This is a genomic window from Pectobacterium aquaticum, from assembly GCF_003382565.3.
GTDB lineage: Bacteria > Pseudomonadota > Gammaproteobacteria > Enterobacterales > Enterobacteriaceae > Pectobacterium > Pectobacterium aquaticum.
Window position 1 is genome coordinate 1,200,269 of record NZ_CP086253.1, and the last position, 21,192, is coordinate 1,221,460.

Annotated in this window: 19 protein-coding genes; 6 read left to right on the forward strand and 13 right to left on the reverse strand. The window is 54.4% G+C overall.

Annotation, left to right across the window (positions count from 1 at the left end; translation table 11 throughout):
* Positions 1-27: 27 nt before the first annotated feature.
* Both DMB82_RS05640 and DMB82_RS05645 read left to right on the forward strand, forming a co-directional pair.
* Entirely contained in the window at positions 28-966 is a 939-nt protein-coding gene (locus tag DMB82_RS05640; RefSeq protein WP_103862597.1) for an ABC transporter ATP-binding protein, read from the forward strand.
* Positions 963-1,733, forward strand: coding sequence for an ABC transporter permease (locus tag DMB82_RS05645; RefSeq protein ID WP_039360891.1), 771 nt, complete (start codon positions 963-965; stop codon positions 1,731-1,733). Before DMB82_RS05640 ends, DMB82_RS05645 begins: the two co-directional genes overlap by 4 nt.
* 54 nt (positions 1,734-1,787) lie before the next feature.
* Here the strand turns inward: DMB82_RS05645 and panD are convergent, their stop codons facing one another.
* The 9 genes from panD to thpR all read right to left on the reverse strand — a co-directional run bounded on the left by panD (position 1,788) and on the right by thpR (position 9,429).
* Positions 1,788-2,168 carry an aspartate 1-decarboxylase gene (panD, locus tag DMB82_RS05650; protein WP_014916285.1) on the reverse strand — a complete coding sequence of 127 codons (381 nt, stop codon included), beginning with the start codon at positions 2,166-2,168 and terminating at the stop codon, positions 1,788-1,790.
* A 17-nt stretch (positions 2,169-2,185) separates the two neighbouring features.
* Positions 2,186-3,040: a pantoate--beta-alanine ligase gene (gene panC, locus DMB82_RS05655; protein ID WP_116163098.1), complete on the reverse strand. Its 855-nt coding sequence runs from the start codon at positions 3,038-3,040 to the stop codon at positions 2,186-2,188.
* Between the two features lie 335 nt (positions 3,041-3,375).
* A complete protein-coding gene (gene panB, locus DMB82_RS05660) occupies positions 3,376-4,173 on the reverse strand; it encodes a 3-methyl-2-oxobutanoate hydroxymethyltransferase (RefSeq protein WP_116156209.1) in 798 nt (265 codons plus the stop codon).
* A gap of 108 nt (positions 4,174-4,281) precedes the next feature.
* Positions 4,282-4,824, reverse strand: a complete 543-nt coding sequence (gene folK / locus DMB82_RS05665) for a 2-amino-4-hydroxy-6-hydroxymethyldihydropteridine diphosphokinase (RefSeq protein WP_116163096.1) — start codon at positions 4,822-4,824, stop codon at positions 4,282-4,284.
* Positions 4,824-6,236, reverse strand: coding sequence for a polynucleotide adenylyltransferase PcnB (pcnB, locus tag DMB82_RS05670; RefSeq protein WP_208644323.1), 1,413 nt, complete (start codon positions 6,234-6,236; stop codon positions 4,824-4,826). Before pcnB ends, folK begins: the two co-directional genes overlap by 1 nt.
* Positions 6,237-6,375: 139 nt before the next feature.
* Positions 6,376-7,308 (reverse strand): tRNA glutamyl-Q(34) synthetase GluQRS, encoded by a 933-nt coding sequence (gene gluQRS / locus DMB82_RS05675; RefSeq protein WP_116163094.1) that lies wholly within the window; start codon positions 7,306-7,308, stop codon positions 6,376-6,378.
* A 128-nt stretch (positions 7,309-7,436) separates the two neighbouring features.
* Complete coding sequence (dksA, locus tag DMB82_RS05680) at positions 7,437-7,892, reverse strand: RNA polymerase-binding protein DksA (protein WP_005969032.1); 456 nt, start codon at positions 7,890-7,892, stop codon at positions 7,437-7,439.
* Between the two features lie 267 nt (positions 7,893-8,159).
* Positions 8,160-8,864, reverse strand: coding sequence for a DNA/RNA nuclease SfsA (gene sfsA / locus DMB82_RS05685; protein WP_116163092.1), 705 nt, complete (start codon positions 8,862-8,864; stop codon positions 8,160-8,162).
* A 34-nt stretch (positions 8,865-8,898) separates the two neighbouring features.
* A complete protein-coding gene (gene thpR / locus DMB82_RS05690; protein WP_040038324.1) occupies positions 8,899-9,429 on the reverse strand; it encodes an RNA 2',3'-cyclic phosphodiesterase in 531 nt (176 codons plus the stop codon).
* 92 nt (positions 9,430-9,521) lie between these two features.
* On the opposite strand from thpR, the gene hrpB reads away from it, so the two are divergent.
* Together hrpB and mrcB are read left to right on the forward strand one after the other, a co-directional pair.
* Positions 9,522-11,984 (forward strand): ATP-dependent helicase HrpB, encoded by a 2,463-nt coding sequence (gene hrpB / locus DMB82_RS05695; RefSeq protein ID WP_116163090.1) that lies wholly within the window; start codon positions 9,522-9,524, stop codon positions 11,982-11,984.
* Positions 11,985-12,086: 102 nt separating this feature from the next.
* The gene (gene mrcB / locus DMB82_RS05700; protein ID WP_102118581.1) at positions 12,087-14,567 is read left to right on the forward strand and encodes a bifunctional glycosyl transferase/transpeptidase; all 2,481 of its coding nucleotides are present in this window, start codon (positions 12,087-12,089) and stop codon (positions 14,565-14,567) included.
* A 140-nt stretch (positions 14,568-14,707) separates the two neighbouring features.
* Here the strand turns inward: mrcB and DMB82_RS05705 are convergent, their stop codons facing one another.
* On the reverse strand, positions 14,708-15,298 hold the full coding sequence (locus DMB82_RS05705; protein ID WP_102118580.1) for a LysE family translocator: 591 nt from the start codon (positions 15,296-15,298) through the stop codon (positions 14,708-14,710).
* A gap of 135 nt (positions 15,299-15,433) precedes the next feature.
* Here DMB82_RS05705 and DMB82_RS05710 point away from each other — a divergent pair, with 135 nt between their 5' ends.
* Positions 15,434-16,894 (forward strand): aminotransferase-like domain-containing protein, encoded by a 1,461-nt coding sequence (locus DMB82_RS05710; protein ID WP_116163088.1) that lies wholly within the window; start codon positions 15,434-15,436, stop codon positions 16,892-16,894.
* Positions 16,895-16,964: 70 nt separating this feature from the next.
* Here the strand turns inward: DMB82_RS05710 and hemL are convergent, their stop codons facing one another.
* Positions 16,965-18,245, reverse strand: a complete 1,281-nt coding sequence (gene hemL / locus DMB82_RS05715; protein WP_116163086.1) for a glutamate-1-semialdehyde 2,1-aminomutase — start codon at positions 18,243-18,245, stop codon at positions 16,965-16,967.
* A gap of 392 nt (positions 18,246-18,637) precedes the next feature.
* On the opposite strand from hemL, the gene erpA reads away from it, so the two are divergent.
* A complete protein-coding gene (gene erpA / locus DMB82_RS05720; protein ID WP_005969047.1) occupies positions 18,638-18,985 on the forward strand; it encodes an iron-sulfur cluster insertion protein ErpA in 348 nt (115 codons plus the stop codon).
* 440 nt (positions 18,986-19,425) lie between these two features.
* On the opposite strand, the gene btuF is transcribed toward erpA, so the two are convergent.
* Positions 19,426-20,256, reverse strand: a complete 831-nt coding sequence (gene btuF / locus DMB82_RS05725; protein WP_116163082.1) for a vitamin B12 ABC transporter substrate-binding protein BtuF — start codon at positions 20,254-20,256, stop codon at positions 19,426-19,428.
* Positions 20,257-20,258: 2 nt separating this feature from the next.
* A complete protein-coding gene (gene mtnN, locus DMB82_RS05730) occupies positions 20,259-20,957 on the reverse strand; it encodes a 5'-methylthioadenosine/S-adenosylhomocysteine nucleosidase (protein WP_102118575.1) in 699 nt (232 codons plus the stop codon).
* Positions 20,958-21,192 lie beyond the last annotated feature (235 nt).

The window sequence follows — 21,192 nt, forward strand, 5'->3', positions numbered from 1 at the left end:
CACTGATAATAAGGCAATCCATTTCTTATGACATATGCACTGGAACTGGCGCAACTAACCAAAACCTATTCGGGAGGCGTCAAAGCGCTACGGGGGATCGACCTGAACGTGGAAGCGGGGGATTTCTATGCGCTTCTGGGACCAAATGGCGCGGGAAAATCGACCACGATTGGGATTATCAGCTCGCTGGTGAATAAAACGGCCGGTAAAGTTCGCGTCTTCGGCTATGACCTTGAGCTGGACAAAGTGAATGCGAAACGCCAACTGGGGTTGGTCCCGCAGGAATTTAACTTCAATCCCTTTGAAACGGTATTACAGATTGTGGTTAATCAGGCCGGCTATTATGGCGTGAAACGTCAGGACGCGTTGCAGCGTGCCGAAAAATACCTGAAACAGCTGGATCTGTGGGAGAAACGTAACGAAAAAGCGATGATGTTGTCCGGCGGGATGAAGCGTCGCCTGATGATTGCGCGTGCGTTAATGCATGAGCCTAAGCTGCTGATTCTTGATGAACCGACTGCGGGCGTGGATATCGAATTACGTCGTTCCATGTGGGGCTTTTTGAAGGAGCTGAACGCTCAGGGCACCACGATTATCTTGACGACGCACTATCTGGAAGAAGCGGAAATGCTGTGTCGCAACATCGGGATCATTCAGCGGGGTGAGCTGGTGGAGAACACCTCGATGAAGCAGCTTCTTGCTCAGCTTAAGTCAGAAACGTTTATTTTCGATCTGGCGGCGAAAAGCCCGCTGCCACAGCTTGAAGGCTATGCGTTCCGCCTGATGGATACGTCAACGCTGGAAGTGGATGTGATGCGCGAGCAAGGTCTGAACGCGTTATTCAGCCAGCTCAGTGCGCAGGGGATAACGATATTAAGTATGCGTAATAAAGCGAACCGGTTGGAAGAGCTGTTTGTCACGTTGGTTAATGGGGACGGGACGAACGGTAAGGGAGAAAAGGCATGATGCACTTGTATTGGGTAGCACTACAGAGTATCTGGGTGAAAGAAGTCACTCGATTTGGGCGTATCTGGATTCAGACGCTGGTGCCGCCAGTGATCACCATGACGCTATATTTCATTATTTTTGGCAACCTGATCGGCTCACGTATTGGGGAAATGCACGGTTTTACCTACATGCAGTTTATCGTGCCGGGTCTGATCATGATGGCGGTGATTACCAACGCCTATGCCAACGTCGCTTCTTCCTTTTTCAGCGCCAAATTTCAACGCAATATTGAAGAACTGTTGGTCGCGCCTGTTCCGACCCATGTGATTATTGCGGGTTACATTGGCGGCGGGATCGCGCGTGGCCTGTGTGTTGGGGTTTTGGTGACGGCGGTGTCGCTGTTTTTCGTCCCGCTGCATGTTCATGCCTGGTGGATCATCGTTCTGACGCTGTTGCTGACGGCGACGCTGTTCTCGCTAGCGGGCTTATTGAATGCGGTCTTTGCGAAAACGTTTGATGATATCAGCCTGATTCCGACATTTGTGTTAACGCCGCTGACCTATCTGGGTGGGGTGTTTTACTCGCTGACGCTGCTGCCGCCGTTCTGGCAGGCCGTTTCCAAGCTGAACCCAGTCGTGTACATGATTAGCGGCTTCCGCTATGGCTTCCTCGGGATTCAGGATGTACCGTTGCTGTTCACAATGTCGGTGCTGATTGCCTTTATTGTGGTGTTTTATCTGCTGGTTTGGTGGCTGATTGAACGCGGTCGCGGGTTACGGACGTAGTGTGCGAATGCTTCAAATGAGAAGGCGGTGGTAACACCGCCTTTTGCTTAGCGATCAGGCGACCTGAACCGGAATCGCTTTTGCCTGACGCTGCAGCTCGTTATCGCCAGAGAAATAGGCAACCTTCGGGCTGTGGCTTCTGGCTTGTTCGTCGGACATCTGCACGTAGGAGCAGATAATCAGTTTGTCGCCCACGCAAGCAAGGCGAGCGGCGGCACCGTTCACGGAGATAATGCGTGAGCCTCTTTCGCCCGCAATGGCGTAGGTCGAGAAACGCTGACCGTTATCAACGTTGTAGATATCAATCGCTTCGTATTCCAGAATGCCAGCGGCATCCATAAAATCCTGATCGATGGCGCAAGAGCCTTCATAATGCAAGTCGGCCTGAGTCACTTTGACCCGGTGCAGCTTGCCTTGCAGCATGGTACGTATCATCGCTTTGTTACCTCGGTTCATACAGTCAAATCGACCTGGTGGTTATCAATCAATCTGGCCTTGCCTAACCAGGCAGCCATCAAAATCACTGCTCGTGTGCTGGCCGCGCTCAGCGGTTGCAACGTATCAGCATCGCGGATAAACAGTTCATCAGGCGTAAAGCCCGCTTCACGCAGCTTGTCTGCCGCCTGTTCCAGCAATGTGTCTATCTGACGATCGCCGTTGTCCAACTGTGTCGCCATGTCCATCATCACCTGATAAACATGCGGTGCCCGCTGGCGTTCTTCCGCACTGAGATACCCATTACGTGAACTCAATGCCAAACCGTCTTTTGCACGTACGATTGGGACACCAATAATATCAATGTCATAGCCCATATCGCGGACAAGCTGCCGAATCAGCGCTAGCTGCTGGTAATCTTTCTCGCCGAAGCAGGCGACATCCGGCTGTACCAGATTGAACAACTTGCTGACGATGGTCGCAACGCCCCGGAAATGACCGGGACGGCTGGCACCTTCCAACAGGGAAGACAGGCCGGGCACATCGACAAACGTTTGCGACTCCAGTCCATTGGGGTATATCACATCTGGGCTTGGTGCGAAAACCAGATCGGCACCGCGGCGATTCAATTTCTCGCAGTCTTCCTGCAACGTCCGGGGGTAGCGGGCTAAATCATCTGGCCGCTCAAACTGCATAGGATTGACAAAAACGCTGACAATAACGATATCGGCACGCGCTCTGGCTTCATCGACCAGCGTCATGTGTCCGTCATGCAAATTACCCATGGTGGGAACTAAAGCAATGCGTTTCCCTTCCTGACGCCAGCGACGAACCTCGCGGCGCAGCAGCAGAGGGGTTTCGATTATTAACACACTCGTACTCCTAAAAATATACCCGTCATCCTTCAAGCTGCATGTGCGTTGGCTACGCTACTCGGCCCACTCGCGTGGACCTCGCCCCGTTGGGGTCGCTGCAAGCAGCGTTCAAATCTGCCTTTGGCTGATTTGTCACTCACCCGAATCACTTACTCAAGTAAGCTCATCGGGATTCTTTCTCTTGCCGCGTTATTCGGCCTTATGGCCTCACCCCTGCGGGGTCAGCGCAAACGCTGTTCAAAAACGCTTTGCCGTTTTTGTCCTGCAACTCGAATTATTTAGGGTATAAGCCCGATTAACGGAATGCTCGTTTTTTAATGAAATGACTGTTCTTAATGAAACGAGTGCTCTTCGGCCGGGTAAATACCCTGTTCGACTTCTTGTGCATACAAACGCACTGCCGCGCGGATATCACCACCGCTTTGCGCCAGAAAATTCTTGGCAAACTTAGGTGTGTTGTCGCCGGTAATGCCGAAGGCATCATGCATGACCAGAATCTGTCCGTCGGTTACATTGCCTGCGCCAATACCGATCACCGGAATCGACAGCGCTTCCGTTACGCGTTTCGCCAGTGCGACGGGCACACATTCCAGCACAAGCAGTTGCGCTCCAGCTTCTTCAAGCGCAAGGGCATCGGCCAGCAGTTGATTGGCATCGCTTTCGCTCCGGCCCTGAATTTTATAGCCGCCGAAGATGTTAACGGACTGCGGCGTCAGACCCAGATGACCGCACACCGGTACGGCACGTTCAGTCAGCATTTTTACCGTCGGGGCAAGCCAGCTTCCGCCTTCCAGCTTCACCATATTCGCACCGGCACGCATCAGTTCTGCGGCCTGGCTGAACGTTTGTTCTGGCGTGGCATAGGTCATAAAAGGCATATCGGAGAGAACCAGCGCCAGCGGTGCGCCACGGCGGACACACTGCGTGTGGTAAACGATATCGTGTGTGGTCACGGGCAATGTGGAATCGTGACCCTGCACGGTCATTCCCAGTGAGTCACCCACCAGCATCACGCGGATCCCTTGCTCGAAAAACAGGCGAGAGAAACTGGCGTCGTAAGCGGTAATCGTAGCGAATTTTCGCTGCTCTTGTTTCCATTGGCGCAAGTGGGAGATAGTCGTCGGTTTCATGACGGTCTTCCTATGTCAATAGGGCGAAGAATTGAGGGGGACATTCTAATGTAAGCCGACGTGTAGCGATATACCCGTCGCGCTTCAAGTTGCAGATGGGGAGAATTATTAGTGGTCGACTGTTCCGGTCAGCTTCTCGTTATCACACGGTTCAGCATCCCACTTTCTATTATCCCATAAAGTCAGACCGTTGCGGTCGACATGGGTTAACCGCTGGGCGAGGGTTTCGCCGTCGGGAAACGTCAGTTCAGGGGCGATTTCTGCGAGCGGGTAGAGCATGAATTCGCGATTCTTCATGTCGTAATGCGGCACGGTCAGACGTTCAGTCTGGATGACGGCATCGCCGAACAGCAGAATGTCCAGATCCAACGTGCGTGGACCCCAGCGATGTTCCTTGCGTTCGCGACCTTGTTCCAGCTCGATGGCCTGTGTGTGATCCAGCAGCGATTCGGCCGCTAATGCGGTTTCCAGTTCAACGACAGCGTTGAGGTAGTCTGGCTGATCCTGCGGGCCAAGCGGGCGGCTACGATAAAACGAGGAACAGCAAACGACGCGAGTATGTGGAATCGCATCTAGCGCAGACAATGCCGCGCGCACCTGTTGCAAAGGCTGGGCAAGATTGCTGCCCAGCGCCAGATACACGCGCGTCATTAGGCTGGATCTCTACGTGCTGTTGTCGGTTTACGCGGTCGACGAGGGCGGGAACGACGATGTGGCGTCGGGCCGTCATCCAGTGATTTCAGCATGTTTTGCTGACGTGGCGGTGCGGCAACCTGGAATTCACCCCACCACTGAGCCAGGCGCAGCAGCTCCTGATGGTTTTCGATTTCGGCACGCAGGCAAAGCAAGTCATACGCGGCGCGGAATTTAGGATGTTCCATCAGCTTATAAGCGCGTTTACCTTGACGACGAGACAGCCGCGTTTGCAACTGCCAGATATCACGAACTAAAGAGGTAATACGCTTAGGGATCGCCAGAGAACGGCACTGCTCATCCAGTACATCGTTCATCGCCAGCGAGAAGGCATCGAGGTAGGCCAGCCCGCTTTCCTGAGCCAATTTTTGCGCATGTTCAATCAGCGGATACCACAGCATGGCGGAAAACAAAAATGCCGGATTGACCCGCATGTCATTTTGCAGACGCTGATCGGTATTTTTCAGTACCTGTGCAACCATGCGTTCCAGCGTGGAATCGCCATTTGGTGTGAAATAGCGACTCAGCAGCGGGAAAAGCGGCTGGAACAGCTGGTATTCACACAGCATTTTATAGGTCGGGTAGCCATAGCCTGACTGAAGCAGCTTCAGCGACTCTTCAAACATGCGCGCTGCAGGAATATCGTGCAGCAATGAGGCCAGACGAGGAATCGGCTCAGCGGTTTCCGGGCTGACCGTCATGTTCAGTTTGGCGGCGAAACGGACGGCGCGCAGCATACGCACTGGGTCTTCACGGTAGCGTGTTTCGGGATCGCCAATCATACGGATGACGCCCTGATGCAGATCGTTCAGGCCATCGGTATAGTCACGTACGCTGAAATCAGAAATGCTGTAATAGAGGCTATTGATCGAGAAATCGCGGCGCTGGGCGTCTTCTTCAACGGAACCAAAAATATTGTCGCGTAACAGCATGCCGCTTTGAGCCTGCTGAGAGGAGTTTTTGACTTCTTGCTGTTCCTGATGCTGTTCGTGGTGACCACGGAACGTGGCAACTTCAATCACCTCTGGCCCGAACATGATATGGGCGAGACGGAAACGACGCCCGACCAAACGACAGTTACGGAATAGCTTGCGCACTTGTTCGGGGGTGGCGTTAGTGGTGATATCAAAATCTTTCGGCTTTTTGCCCAGCAGCAGGTCGCGTACGCCGCCGCCAACCAGATAAGCCTCGTAGCCCGCTTTGTTCAGGCGATAAAGTACTTTCAGCGCATTATCGCTGATATCGCTGCGTGAAATAGTATGTTGGTCACGCGGAATCACCGTCAGATGCTGGCGCGGTTCCTCGGATTCGACCATTTCGTTCTCACGATTCAGTACCTTACGACAAAAATTAGCAACTCGGGAAAAGATAATACACCTCGATAGTGATGGATAAATCAACGGCACAGCAAAAAATTTCTGGGAAACGTTTTTGACGTCGACCCAGCGACGGCCTGCAAGTGTGACGGTCAAAGGGAGTGCGTCACTAAAAATAGCGGCTAATCATAGCTCACCAATGCTCCTTTGAGAATGCCGATGTGATCGCCGATGGGTTTATTGCCGCCTGTAACGGGACAACATCAAGGGACCAGTGCGCGACAGACCAGGCCAGAAGGGCGGAAAGTGTCATATCCTGACCGTTCTCCGGCAGCGGTTGGTTCAAGAATTGCAGTGCGGCCAGCAGCACGGGACGCGGATCGCTATTCGGCAGCGCCGGTGCATGATTCTGCTTAGAAAGCTTATTTCCCTCGGTATTCAGCACCAGCGGCAGATGAACATAGGTAGGAATCGCGTAGCCCAATTGCTGATAGAGCGAAATTTGCCGCACTGTCGGTTCGATCAGATCGGCACCGCGCACGATCTCCGTAATCCCCTGATCGTTATCGTCGATCACGACGGCCAGATTATAGGCAAACAGCCCATCGCGGCGGTGGATAATAAAATCTTCCTGCGCGAGTGCCCTGTCGGCATACAGCTTGCCATGCAATTTATCGTGAAAGTGAAATACCGGCGTTGTCTGGCGCAGGCGTAGCGCGGCGTTATCGGGCGGTAGGTTACGCGTCCGGCAATAACCGTCATAGTGCCCACCCAACTGCTGAATACGGCTACGCGTACAGGTGCAGTAATAGCTCATGCCCTGCTGTCGAAGCTGCTGAAGGATCTCGCGGTAACGCGCATGCCGCTGCGACTGGTACATCACCTCGCCGTCCCAATACAGGCCGTAATGGTCTAATTGTGCAAGGATACGAGAGGCAGCGCCGGGAATTTCCCGTGGCGGATCGATGTCTTCAATACGTACCAGCCAGCGCCCTTGTTGGGAACGCGCTTGCAGATAACTACCGAGTGCGGCGATCAGTGAGCCAAAATGCAGGTCACCAGAAGGAGAGGGGGCAAAACGCCCGACATAACGATGTGTTTTGGTGAAACCAGTTGTTCCAAACATAAGAAGTGGGTGCTATCTCGTCAGCGTTTTATCCAGACAGAAGATAGAGTGATGAGCATCATTCATCAGCGGTAAAATACCTAAAGTCGGCCCCCGCGACGGGCAGGAGCCGATTCTGGACAGGAAAATTAGCCTGCCATTTGCTTTTCGCGTATCTCTGCCAACGTTTTGCAGTCGATACACAGATCGGCAGTCGGACGGGCTTCCAGACGGCGGATGCCAATCTCGACGCCACAGGATTCACAGAATCCGAAATCCTCATCTTCGATTTTCACCAGGGTTTTGGCGATTTTCTTGATCAGCTTGCGCTCACGGTCACGGTTACGCAGTTCGAGGCTGAACTCTTCTTCCTGCGCTGCGCGATCCACGGGATCCGGGAAATTAGCGGCTTCATCGCGCATGTGCGATACCGTACGATCCACTTCATCCATGAGTTGGTTGCGCCATGCTTCAAGAATACGTTTGAAATGAGCCAACTGAGCGTCGTTCATATACTCTTCGCCTGGCTTCTCTTGATACGGCTCTACTCCGGCAATTGCGAGAATGCTCAGAGAAGATGTCTTACGGTTTTGCCCTTCTTGCATGTTGCTTCTCCTACATAACACGACACGCATAATACCCTTTTATGCAGTGAAGTTGCGGCGTTGTTGGCCATAACTTCAGCTATCTGGGTATATCGGCCCCCAAAGGGGGAAAAAACAGGCCGCTATAAATAGCAGATGAAGATGGGGTTGGCAATGCTTCCTGACACCGGCCTGATAAAGTGTGAGGAACAACCTGCTTACATTAAATAATAAACAATGTGTTACGCCTTTGGTGGTACGTTCGGCGTGTTATGCAATGCTTGTACGTCATCCCAACAACGGTAGCTTATGCGTCAATTTAATACCATCAGGGCATAATGTGGAGCCGTAACATAAAATTTCAACCCCAGCCTGCTGTGCTTCGATAAATAATTCCGCATAGCGTGAATCAATATGCCGGGCGGGAGAAACCTGCTGGATACCTGAATGGAGCACGGCGAAAAAAAGGACTGCACGTTTTCCATTGGAAACCATCTGTTGCAGCTCGCGCAGATGCTTTTGCCCTCTGAGTGTAACCGCATCCGGAAAGTAACCACATTCATGTTGCAATAATGTGACGGATTTCACCTCAATATAGCAGTCAATCCTGTCCGGCGCCTGTAAAAGCAGGTCGACTCGGCTATTTTCCGTACCGTATTTTACTTCCGTTTTTACGTCTAGGTAGCCCGCCAACTCTTCTATGCGATTTTCTAATAAGGCTTCGTACAATAATGTGTTGGCACGCAGAGTATTGACACAAATCCAGTGATTTTGTTGTGTTTCAGTCAGTTCCCAGCTCTGGGCGTACTTGCGCTTAGGGTTATCCGATGTGGAGTACCAGACGGTATCGCCGGGCGTTGCACAGCCTGTCATCGCACCGGTATTGGCACAGTGCAGCGTGAGCGTCTCGCCTTCTGGGGTTACGACATCGGCCAAAAAGCGTTTGTAACGTTTAATCAACCGGGCGGGTTGTAAGCGTGGGGTATAGTCCATGCGTATCCTGTTTTTTGTTTATCCACTCGACTATTTATTTAATAAATGACCAGCTTTCCAACTGCTGATAGCGGGTTTTGCCATTATCGAAAAGTGACTCGTAAAGTGAAAAGTGCGTCATGTCTACCTGCCAGCTAAAGGTGGCGGGGGGAATCGCAACGGGGCGTGTCGCGCCACGTAAGAGCGTAATATGTGGATGAAACGGCAAGGCCGTTTGATAGCAGCCGTTGCGTGCGGCCTGAGACCGCAGCAGTTCCGCCAACTGTAACAGCCCGCGCGGTGCACGACGGCAGCCCAGCCATACCACGCCGGGACGCGGCCAGTGTCCAGCGTCATTCAGCGTAAGGGAAAAGGCGGGTTGGTGGATACGGCCTGCCAGCGTTTGCAAAACCTGCGCTTTTTGCTCGCTGACATCGCCTAAAAACGCCAGCGTCAGATGAAGATTGGCCGCCGCGACCGGACGACCGGCTTCCAGAGGGAAGTGTTCGGCACGCCAGCGGAGAATCTCTTGCTGTGTAGTTTCCGGTAGTGATAAGGCAAAAAACAGGCGGCGTGTGGCTGGCATGGCGATCTCTCTGTTCTGATTCCATCAGATGCTACATTCATCCAGATGCTACAATGCTCGCCGCTGAAAGTTAACCTTATACGGAGAAGCCTGTGATTTTACCGCCCGTCAGCGCCGTGCTGGATGATGTGATAACGGCGCTACATAACGCGCCTCAGGTGCTGCTCAATGCGCCAACGGGGGCGGGGAAATCAACTTGGCTGCCGTTGCAGTTGCTGCAACAGGGCAATGTGAACGGGCGCATCATCATGCTGGAGCCACGCCGTCTGGCGGCGAAGAGCGTGGCCTGGCGACTGGCGCAGCAACTGGGTGAAGAACCGGGGCAAACCATAGGCTATCGCATGCGGTCGGAAAGCTGTGTGAGTGACGCAACGAGGCTGGAAGTCGTCACCGAAGGCATGCTAACCCGTTTGCTGCAACAGGATGCGGAACTGCAAGGCGTGGCGCTGATCATCCTTGATGAATTTCACGAGCGCAGCGTGCAGGCCGATTTGGCATTGGCACTGTTGCTCGATGTGCAACAAGGGCTGCGTGAAGACTTAAAATTGTTGATTATGTCCGCCACGCTCGACAATGCACGGCTAGCAACGCTGTTGCCGGACGCCGTCTGCGTGATTTCCGAAGGCCGCAGCTATCCGGTAGCGCGGTGTTATGCCCCGTTGAACAGTCAGGAGCGTTTTGAAGAAGGCGTTGCGCGACAGGTGCGGCGTTTGCTCAGTGAAGAAGCGGGGTCGCTGCTGCTGTTTTTGCCCGGCGTCGCGGAAATTCGCCGTGTGCAGGCGCTGCTGGAAAATAGCGTGTCGAGCGAGACAGATCTTTGTCCTTTATATGGTGCATTGACGTTGGCGGAGCAGCAAAAGGCGATTCTGCCCGCGGAACCGGGTCGCCGTAAGGTGGTGTTAGCCACCAATATTGCCGAAACCAGCCTGACGATTGAAGGTATCCGGCTGGTGATGGATAGCGGCCTTGAGCGCGTAGCCAGCTTTGATGTGAAAAGCGGTATCACCCGACTGGTGACGCAGCGAATCAGTCAGGCATCGATGGTGCAACGTGCCGGACGTGCTGGACGTTTAAGCCCCGGTATATGCTGGCATCTGTGCTCGCGTGAACAAGCAGAGCGCGCGGCGGCGCAGAGTGAAGCCGAGATACTGAATAGCGATTTAAGCAGCATCTGGCTGGATTTATTACAGTGGGGCTGCACTGATGTGACGCAGTTAACCTGGCTGGATACCCCGCCAGCTCCTGCGCTTTATGCTGCACGCCAGCTGCTGTGCCAGCTTGGTATTACTGATGAACAAGATCGGCTGACTGCCGAGGGGCGGAAAATAGCTGCGTTAGGCTGCGATGCCCGACTGGCGACGATGCTGTATGCCGCGTCACAGCAAGGTTCAGATGCATTAGCCACCGCCGGATGTCTGGCGGCGATACTCGAAGAGCCGCCGCGTAGCGGGTCGATCAATCTGGCTGACTGGCTGCATCGCCCATTGTCACACTGGCTGCGGCGGGCAAAACAGCTGACGCGCCGTTTATCGACGGCTTCGGGACGCATTGACAGCGGAGAAGCCGACTGGCTGCTGGCACAGGCTTTCCCCGATCGCATCGCCCGGCGGCGCAGTCAGGATGGGCGCTACCAGCTTGCTAACGGCAGCGGCGCGATGATGTCGCCTGATGAGGCGCTGTCAGGCACCGAGTGGTTGCTGACCCCGGCGTTGCTACAGAACGATCGATTAGTGCAAAACAAGCAAAGCGCAGAGGCACGGATCCTGCTGGCGTTGCCGCTGGATATTGAACGGCTGGAACGGCGGCTACCCGGATTAATAAATGAACGTAACGTGGTGCACTGGGACGAAGAAAAGGGTACTCTGCGCGCCAGCCAGCGCGACCAGATAGGTTGTCTGACTCTGCGAACGCGTCCGCTGAATAAGCCATCCGATGAGGCACTACAGCAGGCGATGTTATCCTGGATTCGGGAGCAGGGGATGGATGTATTAAACTGGGATGCTGCGGCGTTGCAGTTACGCGCCCGGCTACAGTGCGCGCACCAGTGGTTGCCGGAAGTTGACTGGCCGCGAGTGGACGATGAAGCGCTGCGGGCAACGCTGGAAATCTGGCTACAGCCGTCACTTGTCGGCGTGCGTGATTTACGTGCGCTGCACCAGATCAATTTGAGCGATGCGCTGCTGCGGCTGTTGGACTGGCCGCTGCGCCAGCGGCTGGATAGCGCGCTGCCCACGCACTACACGGCACCCGGCGGTAGTCGTTTGCCTATCGCCTATTATGACGATAAGCCACCGGTGCTGTCGGTGCGAATGCAGGAAATGTTTGGCGAGCAGCAGAGCCCGCTGCTGGCAGAAGGGCGTGTGGCGCTGGTATTGGAACTTTTGTCACCCGCACAGCGTCCACTACAGATTACGCGAGATTTAGCGGCATTCTGGCAAGGCACCTACCGCGACGTGCAAAAAGAGATGAAGGGGCGTTACCCCAAGCATGTCTGGCCGGACGATCCGGCAAATACGGCTCCGACGAGACGTACCAAGAAATATCAGAATCACTAATTTCAGACGTTTCCGCTTTCCCAAACAAGGAGCGGGAAACAGAGTAGGCGGCTTGAGCGCAGAGCAGATAGCCGTGAACAACCTGATGGAGAAGTTATTGTAATGTCTGGGGATGACCGCGAACCTATCGGACGCAAAAGTAGAGCGCCAAAACGTAAGCCTGAACGCAAGCAGGCCATACGACGCCGCAGGGATGACGACTATGATGATGAAGGCTATGACGATTATCAGGGCGACTATGACGACAATGATGATGACGACAGCGATGACACCATGACGCGTAAATCGCAGAGAAGACGGCGCTGGCTGGGGCTGGCGATCAAGCTGTTCCTGATCTTTGCCGTGGCGATGGCGATCTATGGCGTATACCTAGATAGCCAGATTCGTAGCCGTATTGAAGGCAAAGTCTGGCAGTTGCCGGCCGCCGTCTATGGTCGCATGGTCAACCTTGAGCCGGGCATGGCCTATAGCCAGAAAGAGATGATCAGCCTGCTGGAAGGTATGCAATACCGTCAGGTGAGCCGCATTACCCGTCCAGGGGAATTCAGCGTGCGTGGCAACAGCATCGACATGCTGCGCCGTCCGTTTGATTTCCCCGATGGAAAAGAAGGGCAGATTCAGGCGCGCCTGACGTTTGCCAACGATCGTCTGTCGCAGATCCAGAATCTGGACAATCAGCGTAACTTCGGCTTTTTCCGCCTCGATCCGAAATTGATCACCATGATGCAGTCGCCGAATGGCGAACAGCGTTTGTTCGTGCCGCGTGCCGGTTTCCCCGATTTGCTGGTTGATACGCTGGTCGCGACCGAAGACCGTCATTTTTATGAGCACGATGGTATCAGCCTGTACTCCATTGGCCGTGCGTTCTTAGCGAACATCACGGCGGGGCGTGCGGTACAGGGTGGTAGTACGCTGACGCAGCAGTTGGTTAAGAACCTGTTCCTGACCAACGAGCGTTCGCTGTGGCGTAAAGCTAACGAAGCCTATATGGCGCTGATCATGGATTATCGCTACAGCAAGGATCGCATCCTTGAGCTGTATCTGAACGAAGTGTATCTCGGTCAGAGCGGTAACGATCAGATCCGCGGTTTCCCGCTTGCCAGCCTGTATTACTTTGGTCGTCCAGTAAATGAACTTAGCCTCGATCAGCAGGCACTGCTGGTGGGCATGGTGAAAGGAGCGTCGCTGTATAACCCGTGGCGTAACCCACAGATTACGTTAGAGCGACGCAATCTGGTGTTGCGTCTGTTGCAGAATCAGCAGGTTATTGATGCCGATTTGTACAACATGCTGAGTGCACGTCCGCTGGGCGTACAGCCGAAAGGCGGTGTCATCAGCCCTCAGCCTGCATTTATGCAACTGGTACGTCAGGAACTGCAACAGCGGCTTGGCGACAAGGTTAACGATCTCTCCGGCGTGAAGATCTTCACCACGCTCGATCCGGTCTCGCAGGATGCGGCGGAAAAAGCGGTGGAAGTCGGGGTTCCGGCACTGCGCGCAGGCCGTAATGTCAGCGATCTGGAAGCGGCGATGGTGATTGTCGATCGCTTCAGCGGCGAAGTCCGCGCGATGGTTGGCGGTGCTCAAACGCAGTACGCCGGGTTTAACCGTGCGCTACAGGCGCGTCGTCCTGTCGGATCGTTGGCGAAGCCGCCGACATATCTGACCGCGCTGAGCCAGCCGGATACCTATCGTCTGAATACCCTGCTGGTGGATGAGCCGTTGTCGATCAAGCAGTCTAACGGACAGCTATGGCAGCCGAAGAACTATGATCGTGAGTTCCGTGGCCGCGTCATGCTGGTTGATGCGTTGGCAAACTCGCTGAACGTGCCGACCGTCAATCTGGGGATGGCCGTGGGGCTGAATCAGATCACGGAAACGTTGAAGCGTTTAGGGATTCCGGAAAATGTGATCCAGCCTGTACCGGCGATGCTGCTGGGGGCGATCAGTCTGACGCCGATGGAAGTGGCGCAGGAATACCAGACGATCGCCAGCGGCGGTAACCGTGCTCCGCTTTCCTCGCTGCGTTCGGTGATTGCGGAAGACGGTACGGTGCTGTATCAGAGCTTCCCGCAGGCGGAACGCGCGGTTCCGGCGCAGGCGGCTTATCTGACGCTGTATGGCATGCAACAGGTTGTCGAACGCGGTACGTCGCGTTCGCTGGCGGTGAAATTCCCGAATTATCATCTGGCGGCGAAAACGGGTACTACCAATGACCTGCGTGACAGTTGGTTTGCTGGGATCGACGGTAAAGAAGTGGCGATTAGCTGGGTAGGGCGCGATAACAACGGCCCAGCCAAGCTGACGGGGGCGAACGGTGCGCTGACGATTTATCGTCGCTATCTGGAAAACCAAACACCGCTGCCGTTAATGCTGACACCGCCGGAAGGCATTACTACCATGACGGTGGATGCCAGCGGTAACTTTATCTGTAACGGCAGCAGCGCCGGACGCGTATTGCCGGTCTGGACGGATAATCCGCAGGCACTGTGTCAGGCGAGCCAGCCGCAGCCTTCAGTGCAGCAGGACCAGCAAAACGGAGAAGGCGTCGCGGACTGGATCAAACAAATGTTTGGGCAATAAATGCTTATCATTACCCCGGTTAATCTATTGTCTCTTATAGACAAAGACAGGGGGATCACGGGCTTTGTCGTTATCCGGCGTAATTTCCGCCAAAAGCCTCGAGATCACGGCGGGAAGGGAAGTCCGCCGACGAACAGCGGCTAGCCGGAGACGTTGATAGCTTCAACCAGCATCCAGCAGGTGGTAAGCACCAGAGAAAGCGCCATGATGCCGTTGAAGGCCTTCAATTTCCACGGCTCTTGTAAATGTTTACCGATGCGATCGCCGAGTAACGCCCAGACCAAAATGCAGGGCAGGTTTAGCGCCATAAAGGCGATCATAATGGTCAACACGCCGTTGCTGGCGGTATACAGCAGCGCGATGTTGCTGGACATTAGCCAGGCCTTTGGGTTTACCGCCTGAAATAACGTCCCTTGCAGTACCGTCATCGGCTGTACTCGCCCCTGTAATTCCGGTGCTGATGAGCGCACGATTTTCCACGATAGCCACAGCAAATAGACGCACCCCAGCACAGTGAGCGGGAGGCGAATCATGCCCAGCCAGCTCAGTAACAGCTCTAATGCTACGCCCATCAGTGCTGTTTGTAGCGCACAGCCAATTAAAATACCCATTAGCATCGGCACAGTACGACGCAGGCCAAAATTGACGCCTGACGTCGCCAGCAGCAGATTATTGGGCCCCGGCGTGATAGACATGACGGTGACGTAGCTGAAAAAAGAAGGGTCGAGCATGGTGTTATCCTGATGATGGGGGAGAACACTATGGTAGGCAGAAAAAAGAAATGGTTACAGATACACAAAATGATTATTGTTATGGGTACAAAATGCATTAATCGTTAACTGTATTCATCGGCTTGCGGGGGAACTGTGTCCATTATCGACTCACAAGAAAGTACGCTCTATCAACAGCTCGCGGAAACTTTCGCCACGGCGATTCATCAAGGAACGTTAGCGCCGGGAAGCCGCCTGCCTTCTATTCGCCGCGTTGCCGGTTCGCATCAGGTGAGTGTGAATACGGTGTTGAATGCCTGGCGTATTCTTGAAGATCGCGGGCTGATCGAAGCGCGACCGCAGTCCGGCTATTTTGTGCGGGGGCGTCTGCCGTCGCTGACGGAGAGCAAGCCTCACCGTGCGCAGGTGATTGTGCCGGGCAGTGAAAAACTGGATCTGATTGATACCGTGTTTGCTGCTCAGACCCACCCAGACTACACCAACATTTCTCTGGCGTGCCCGCAGCATACCGATTTCTACCCTACCGAAAAGATCAGCCGTATTGCTGCTTCTTTGCTGCGACGACAGCCTGAGCTGATTGGTCGCTATGCGCTGCCGCCGGGCAGTGAACGGCTGCGGCGCGAAGTGGCGCGGCGGGCGATGGATTTGGGTATGACATTGACCCGCGAGGACATCACGATCACCCACGGCTGTATGGAAGCGCTACAGCTGGCGCTACGCACGGTTACGCAGCCGGGCGACTGTGTGGGGCTGGAAACGCCAACCTATTTTTATCTCTTTCCTCTGCTTGCCAGTCTGGGATTGAAAACGGTGGAAATTCCCACCGATCCGCAACGTGGTCTTGCACTGGATGCGTTGGAACTGCTGCTGTCAGAACAGCGATTACAGGCGATTATTACTATGCCGAACGCGCAGAATCCGCTCGGATGCAGCATGACGCTGGCAGATAAAAAGCGGCTGGCAAAGCTGGTGAACGATTATCAGGTGCCACTTATTGAGGATGGGTTATACAGCGAACTTCAGTTTACCTGGCCGCTGTCGCCGACAGTGAAAGCCTTCGATCGCGAAGGCTGGGTGATTTACTGCTCCAGCTTCACGAAAACGCTGGCACCCGATTTTCGCATCGGCTGGATGGCGTCAGGCCGTTTCCGCGCCAAAGTGGCGCGGCTGAAAGCGGTATCGTCAATGGCGGAATCGGCGCTGCTATCGGAAACGTTGGCGCAGTTTCTGGAGTCTGGCGGTTACGATCACCATCTGCGCACGCTGCGCCGTCGCTATGCCGCGCAGATGGATGAGGCGCGCGGGCTGATTGCCCGGCATTTTCCGCAGGGGACACGCGCGACGCAGCCGCAGGGCGGTTTTGTTTTCTGGCTGGAATTGCCGGGTAATGTCGATGGGGTGGAATTATTCCATCGTCTGTTGCAAGAGAAAATTTGCGTCACGCCCGGCGAGCTCTATACGCTAAGTGGCCGCTGTAAGCACGCGCTTCGGCTATCGTGTTGCTACCCGTTTGATGAACGCTACACCTATGCGCTTAAGCGCGCGGGGGCGCTGGCGTGTGAAATGAGCGGTATCGAGCCGGGGAATGGGGATTAATGGTGCGTCTGGTTTGCGCTGAAATGACGGCGCCAGTGAGTGACGCCGTCGTCGTGTATTCAGTTGGCTTTTACAACCGTGAGAAGCAGAGCTGTGCGGCTTCTATAGTGCGATCGATGTCCTGTGGCGTGTGTGCCAGCGACATAAAGCCCGCTTCAAACGCGGACGGCGCGAGGTAAATTCCTTCTTCCAGCATCATGTGGAAGAACCGCTTAAAGCGCTCGACGTCGCACTTCATCACATCCTGATAGCAGGTGACGCTCTCGGCATCCGTGAAGAACAGACCGAACATACCGCCCGCCTGATTCACCACTAGCGGAATGTTTTCGGCTTGCGCGGCAGCCAGCAGGCCGTCAGCCAGTTGATTGGTCAACGCGGTGAGTTTTTCATGTACGCCGGGTTTCGCCACTTCCGTCAAACAGGCAAAGCCTGCGGCCATGGCAATCGGGTTACCGGACAGCGTTCCTGCCTGATAAACCGGGCCGGTCGGTGCCAGCGCCTGCATGACCTCACGCTTACCGCCGAATGCGCCAACTGGCATGCCGCCGCCGATGATTTTCCCCAGACAGGTTAGATCTGGCACTACGCCGTAGTGCGACTGTGCACCCGCCAGTGCGACACGGAAACCGGTCATTACTTCATCGATAATGAACAGGGCACCAAACTCGTCACACAGAGCACGCAGGCCGGGAAGGAAATCTGGCAGCGGTGGAACGCAGTTCATGTTGCCCGCAACCGGTTCGACAATAATCGCGGCGATCTCGTCAGGATATTGTTCAAATGCAGCGCGAACGGATGACAGATCGTTATAGACGCAGGTCAGCGTGTGGCGGGCGAAATCGGCTGGAACGCCGGGGGAATTAGGCTGGCCCAATGTCAGCGCGCCGGAACCGGCTTTCACCAGCAGGCAATCGGCGTGGCCGTGGTAGCAGCCTTCAAATTTGATGATTTTGTCGCGGCCCGTGTAACCACGCGCCAGACGGATCGCGCTCATGGTGGCCTCCGTACCGGAGTTGACCATCCGCACCATATCCATACTCGGCACCAGTGAGGTGACCAGACGCGCCATCTGCACTTCCATTTCTGTCGGTGCGCCAAAGCTCAGGCCGCGCTCCGCTGCCGCGATTACCGCATCACGGATTGCCGGATGATTGTGACCCAGCACCATCGGACCCCACGAACCCACGTAATCAATGTACGCTTGATCGTCAGCGTCGTAGAGATAAGCGCCATCAGCCCGTTCGATGAACAGCGGCGTGCCGCCGACGCCGTTAAAAGCACGAACGGGTGAGTTCACTCCGCCGGGAATAAGTTGCTGTGCCGCAGCATACAGGCTTTCAGATTTGTTCATTACGCGGTCCTGACTGGTCTTGATCGTAAAATGTAGGGGTATTCTAATGAACTGACCGCCGTTATGAAATCGCTGTGCGGGTTTTCACTTGAAAACGCGCCGCATCATACCCACTGAGAGTACTGGCTGTGTGGTGTATGAGACGGCATAATACGGCGATTATTTCAACAATCTACCCGTCATACTTCAAGTTGCATGTGTGTTGGCTTTCCTTACTCACCCCAGTCACTTACTTGAGTAAGCTCCTGGGGATTCGTGCGGTTGCCGCCTTCCTGAAACTCGAATTATTTAGGGTAGGGCTGTCAAATCTTGAACGTTTTCGCATACTGCCGGATAATAAGCGTATGAATATGGGTCTATCACCTGATAAGCCCTGAGTTGGGAGTAAAAATATGAGCGATGATATAGCAGCACTGCCTCTGCAATTTACCGATGCGGCGGCAAGCAAGGTGAAAAACCTGATTGCTGATGAAGAAAACCCAGAGCTGAAACTGCGCGTGTATATCACGGGCGGCGGCTGTAGCGGTTTCCAGTATGGTTTTACCTTTGATGATCAAATCAACGACGGCGATATGACCATTGAGAAACAAGGTGTGGCGCTGGTAGTTGATCCGATGAGCCTGCAATATCTGGTTGGCGGTGCGGTGGATTATACCGAAGGGCTGGAAGGTTCTCGTTTCATCGTCACGAATCCGAATGCGAAATCCACCTGCGGCTGTGGTTCCTCTTTCAGCGTCTGATCCTGCGTTGCGGTTATTCACCGACTAAAAAAATAAAAACCGTGTCTTGTTGCCGAGACACGGTTTTTTTATAGCAGACATTTTTTATCGCAGACAATAAGCCAATGATAGGAAGCGTTAAGAAAACACGCCCCTGTTTTTACTGTGACGACCATGCGACCGTAATCAGACGCGTTTCCGTACCCTGTGCGATTTTGCCGCAGAGGTCGAAAATTTTGTCTGATCGATATGAATACGTGACTCAGTAATTTTAGGTTGTGGTACAGAGGCTACGTTACATTTGATATTGACCGGACTGAGGCGTTACGCCGCACGCCGGTAGTATCGTCAGTTGAGCGTTAATTTGTCCGCCCTGACACCCTGTATATGCCGTGCTACAGGCGCCATAAATACTAACGAAGCTATTGTCAGCGGAATGGTTTCATGGTGTTAATTAACAATCACCTGGCTGACGAAAGCGTGGGTCTTAACTCTGCTAATTGAGAACAAATTTGCTGGGCTGCCAATAGCAAACGAGGGCCGCTGCGGCTAAACCAGTCTTCATTGACGGTAATAACCGGAGCCGCTAACTGCGGCTGCCAAAACGCCTGCACGTTGGAAATCCTCTCTGGCGCACCACCGACAATAATGGCCTGCGGCTGGCGTCTTAACACCTGTTCACGGCTGACCTGCGGCCAGGGCACGGGGCTGTCGCTAAAGACATTTTCGGCGCCGCACAGTGAAACGATCTGGCTTTGCAGCGTTGCTTGCGAAGAAGTAAACAGCGGTTGAGTGCCAAATTGAATGAATACCCGCACTGGCGCGGCGTGAGGTGCCTTGCCAGAGTGCCGGAGCTCACCTATTTCCTGCTGAAAATCTGTCGCGGCTCGTTCGGCTTGCTCAGGATGGCGGCTATAGGTCGCCAGCTGTCGTAGTGACGCCGGAATATCGTCTAACGTCTTCGCATCCAGATAAACGATAGGAATCGAGAAATTGGCGAGCTGTTCCAGCGGCCGCTGCGGGTTCCCCTCGCGCCACGCCAGAATCAGGTCGGGTTTGAGGGCGAGGATCCGCTCCAGGTTGATTCCCTGCCAGGAAGCTACCTGTTCCAGCTTTTTCGCTTCTGGCGGGTAATCTGACCAGGCGCTGACCGCAACCAGTTGTTCGCCCATGCCTGCCGCATAGGCCATTTCCGTCGCGTGTGGTGCGAGACTGATCACTCGCTGCGGAATGGCATAAGCGGCAGAGCAGAGCAGTAGCCCGGTCAGCCAGCAGAGGAGCCTGACTGTCACGATTAGCGTGCGGCCAGCTTGGCCAGAATCGCTTCTACCATCCGCGTTGATTGCTGTGCCGCAACGCTCAGGAACTCATCGAAACTCAGGTGTGAGGCTTTATCGGCCACATCAGAAATCGCGCGTACAACCACAAACGGGACGGCGAACTGGTGGCAGACATGGGCGATCGCAGTCGCTTCCATTTCTACGGCAATCGCCTTTGGGAACGTGGTGCGGATACGAGCTAACGGCTCTGCGCCGTTAATGAAGGCATCACCGCTGACAACCAGGCCGCGCACGGCGTTCAGCTGTAACTCGGCAATTGCTTCCTGCGCCAGTGTGATGAGTTTTTCATCGGCAGGGAAAGCGGCGGGGCAGCCCGCCATCTGGCCGGGTTCATAGCCAAAGGCCGTGACGTCAGCATCGTGGTAGCGCACTTCATCGGAAACGACGATATCACCGACGTTCAATGTCGGTGCCAGTCCGCCAGCAGAACCGGTGTTAATGACGACGTCCGGCTTGCTGTGTTCCAGCAGCAGCGTGGTGCCCAGTGCGGCGGAGACTTTGCCGATACCGGATTTCAGCAGCGCGACTTCTACGCCGTTGATTTGTCCGGTGTAAATTTCGCAACCCGCACGCTGGAAGGTCTGACGGTTTTCAATTCGATCGCGCAGCAGCGTTACTTCTTGTTCCATCGCACCGATAATACCGACTTTCATAAGGTTCCCCACAAATTCTGTTATAAATGGAAGGCGTATACCTAATGCTGGTCACTGAAGTCCCATTTTAGGGGAAACACAGGGGGGAGGTTCCCGCAGGGATGCCTCACCCCTGTGGTCGCACCGTGTATCTCGATCGTTAAATGACCAGCATTAGGTGTATATCGCTGATGTTAGTCTATCATGGCTAGCGGGATGAGATGGAATGTCCATTATTGTGCTGTCGCGGGATGAT